Below are 3,338 nucleotides of genomic sequence, written 5' to 3'. Positions count from 1 at the left end.
GTCGCGCCCATGTCCGAGTAGATGCGCACGGCCTTGTTGAGCGCTGAGCGGGCGCGGGCCGTGTCCCCGGCCTGCGCGAGCCGGACCGCCGCCTGTTCGAACGCGAACGCGGCCTTCACCACCCAGCGGTAGCCCTCGTATTCGGCCGCGAGGGCCAGCAGTTCCTCGGCGTCGTCGTCGACCAGGGCACGGCAGAACCGGGCGGCGCACGACCGGCTCGGCACGGGGTCCGCCTCGGCATCCGCCTCGGCCACCCGCACCGCCCGCTCGGCCGTCTTCTCATCGCCCACGGTCAGGGCGAGGGTTGTGAGATACGGCAGCTCGTCATGGCGCTCGTCGCGGCGCAGCCCGGCCCGCTTGTCGAGCCACTGGGCCATCAGCGCGAGGGCGAGCCGCACGTCGCCGTCCGCCTCCGCCCGCATCGCGAGCGCCTCGGTCAGCTTGTACCGCGCGGCCGGCAGGTTGTCCGGGGTGAACGGCCCGGGGCCCACCGCGGCGAGCAACTGCGTGTCCGCGGTGTCCCGGTCCTCCCGGTGCATCGCGATGATCGCGGCCTCGGCATAGATGGAGATCATCCAGTCGCTGCCGAAGGACTCCTCGTCGATGCTCGCGATGTGCACCAGCTCGTCGTCGTGTCGTCCGTGCTGGTAGCAGACCGAGATGGCGGCCGCGATGATGACTGCCGACCGGAAGGTGCCGCTGCGGTCGACCAGCCGCAGGGCCTCGGCCAGCGTCTCCTCGGTTTCGCGGGCCCGGCCCATTTCCGACAGCTGCGTGACGTAGTTGGCCAGCAGCAGCATGCGCAGATCCGTCGACTCCATGTCGCGGCTGGTGAGCGCGTCCAGCGCGGCCCGCATCTGGCCGGGGCGCGCGGCCGGGTCGTCGCAGGAGGCCAGCGCGTGCCAGGCGGTCGCGATCGCGATCGGGTCACCGGATTCCGTGGCGCGCTTGAGCGCGTCCTGCGCGGTGGCCAGGGCCGCCTCGCCCTGTCCGGTGTCGAGCAGGATGAGCGAGGACCAGGCGGTCAGCCGGGCGCGCCACAGCGGGGGCAGGACGTCGTCGGCCGGGCCCACGATGATGGGCAGCACCTGTTCGTACCGGCCCAGCCGCCCGGCCAGCCGGATCATCTGGATCCTCATGCGGCACTGGATCACCGGGTCGTCGGTGCGGCGGGCGACCTCCTCAGCCGTCGCGTACGCGGCCTCGACGTCCCGGCCCAGCCAGAACAGCACCTGGGCCAGGCGGGTCGCCAGCGCGATCCAGTGCGGGTCGCCGGGCTCGATCGAGCCGACCGCCCGCTGTAGCAACTCGGCGGAGACCTGCGGTGCGGCGTAGAGGGCGGGTTCGCCGATCCGGGCGAGCCAGCCCAATTCCCAGTCGCCGGCCACGTCCCGCACCGCGAGCAGGTGCGGGGCCACCGCGTCGACGCCGCGCCCTGCATCGGCGAGGGTCCGCGCGATGGAGATGTGTAACGCGTCGCGCATCGCTTTCGGCGTTTGCTCGACGAGCGCCTGGCGGATCAGCTCGTGCCGGAAGCGTAGTCGGCCGCCGACGTCCTTCAGCACGCCGCCGGCCACCGCCTCCGCGGCGCGGTCGGCCAGCTCCAGGACCGGCCGGCCGACCGCCAGCGCCCAGTCCCCGGCGTCCACGTCGTTGCCGAGAAGCGCCGCGACGCGCAGCGCCCAGCGGGTCTCCTCGCTCAGGAAGCCGAGGCGGCGGCTGATCGCCACGGCGAGCGAGGTGGGCATGGTCTTGACCTTGCCGTGCACCTCGGCCGTGCCCCGCGCCACCACCAAACCGCCGTCGGCCAGGGCGTCCACGAGTTCGCGCACGTACAGAGGGTTGCCGCCGGCCCGGTCGAGTTCCGCCATCAGCCGGGGTCCCGGCGCGCCGCCGACGATCCGGCCGGCCAGCTCGGCCACCTCGGACGGGTCCAGCGGCTTGAGTTCCACCACCGTCCCCTCGCGCTTCTCCACAAGGCTGCGCAGCCGCTCGACCGCCTCGCGGTACGGCAGCGGGCGGCTCACCCCGACCAGCAGCAGCGGGATCTGGTCCACCGCGCGGGCCAGCCGGCCCCACAGCAGCAGGCTGTGTTCGTCGGCCCAGTGCAGATCCTCCACGACCAGGGTGACCGGGGATGCGGTGCAGAGTCGGTCGACCAGTTCCAGCATCCGTTCTGCGGCGGCCAGTACGGGGCCGGCGGCTCCCAGCTCGTCGGCGCTGCCGCGCAGCAGCGCCGCGATCTCGGCGACCTCTCGATCGGGCGAGCGGGCCGACACTTCAAGGCACTCGGCCATCAAGCGCAGCGGGAAGGGCTCCATCAGCTTGTCGCCGCTGCCGCGCAACACCCGGTGCCCCGAGGCTTCGGCGCGGACGGCCACGGCGTCCGCGAGCACGGTCTTGCCGATGCCCGGCTCGCCCTCGATCCAGGCCAGGCCGCCACGCCCCTTGGTGGCCCGGTCCACGAGGCGGTTCAGGGCGGCGAGCTGCACGCCCCGACCCACGAGGGGGACGGGGTTTCCGACAACCATGACGGAGTACTCCCAGCAATCAGGCCGTGACACGATCGTACCGAGATAACGCCCGGCGTATTCGAAAAACCCTTGCTCCGCGGGCCCGAACTCGGCACCGCACGCGACCTGTTGTTGGACACGGCCAAACGTGCGTGCCGGTTCGGCGCAGTCCGGTGCTGCTTGGATCCGCCGAGGTCGAGCTCTTCCAAAGCTTGCGCATCCTCGCCGATGTCTCGGCCGCTCCGCAGGGAGATCGTGGTTGTAGAGCCGAGGGCGGTCGAATGTGCGGCCCGCGCCGTCGACATCGGTGACCCACCTCCGCGACGGGCCGCGCGAGGAGCACACTGCGATGCCCGAAACGAGTCGCACGGTCCTTACCGCCACGCGAACCCGCCGCCCCACCTCGGTCGCGATCGTCGCCGGGGATCCCGTCACCGGCCAGGGAACGGCGGCGCTGCTGCACGGCCGTGACGGAGTGCGCGTGCTGAATGCCGGTCTACAGTCCGAGGCCGAAGTGTTCTTACTCCTCGCGGACCGGGTCACCGAGGACACCTTCAGGCTGATGGAACGCCTCGCCCTCGGCCGGGACGCCGAGACGGTGCGCTTCGTGCTGGTCGGCGACGGCGTGCGGGAGCCGGGCGTCGTGTGGTCGATCACCGGCGGGCTGGTCACCGTGATCCCGCGGCAGGAGGCCGAAGCCGAGAGCCTGGCGCGCGCCGTGGCGCAGCCGGGCGACGGCGCCGCGCCCGCGTCCGAGGTCTCCCCCTCCTGGCTGATCGGCCAGCTGCGGATGATGCAGCAGGACATCCTCGAACCCGCGGACCG

2 protein-coding genes are annotated in these 3,338 nt (G+C 72.5%); one reads left to right on the top strand and one right to left on the bottom strand.

Translation table 11 applies throughout. The features are described from left to right. A partial coding sequence (locus VGZ32_RS28155) for an ATP-binding protein (protein WP_326889265.1) occupies positions 1 to 2,531 on the bottom strand: 2,531 nt, incomplete at its 3' end. A 331-nt stretch (positions 2,532 to 2,862) separates the two neighbouring features. Between VGZ32_RS28155 and VGZ32_RS28150 the strand changes: the two genes are divergently transcribed. Beyond that, the coding region (locus VGZ32_RS28150; RefSeq protein WP_326889264.1) for a hypothetical protein at positions 2,863 to 3,338 on the top strand (476 nt) is incomplete at its 3' end.

This window comes from Actinocrinis sp. (assembly GCF_035938995.1).
Taxonomy (GTDB): domain Bacteria; phylum Actinomycetota; class Actinomycetes; order Streptomycetales; family Catenulisporaceae; genus DASZGI01.
This window is presented reverse-complemented; position numbering and strand designations above follow the sequence as displayed.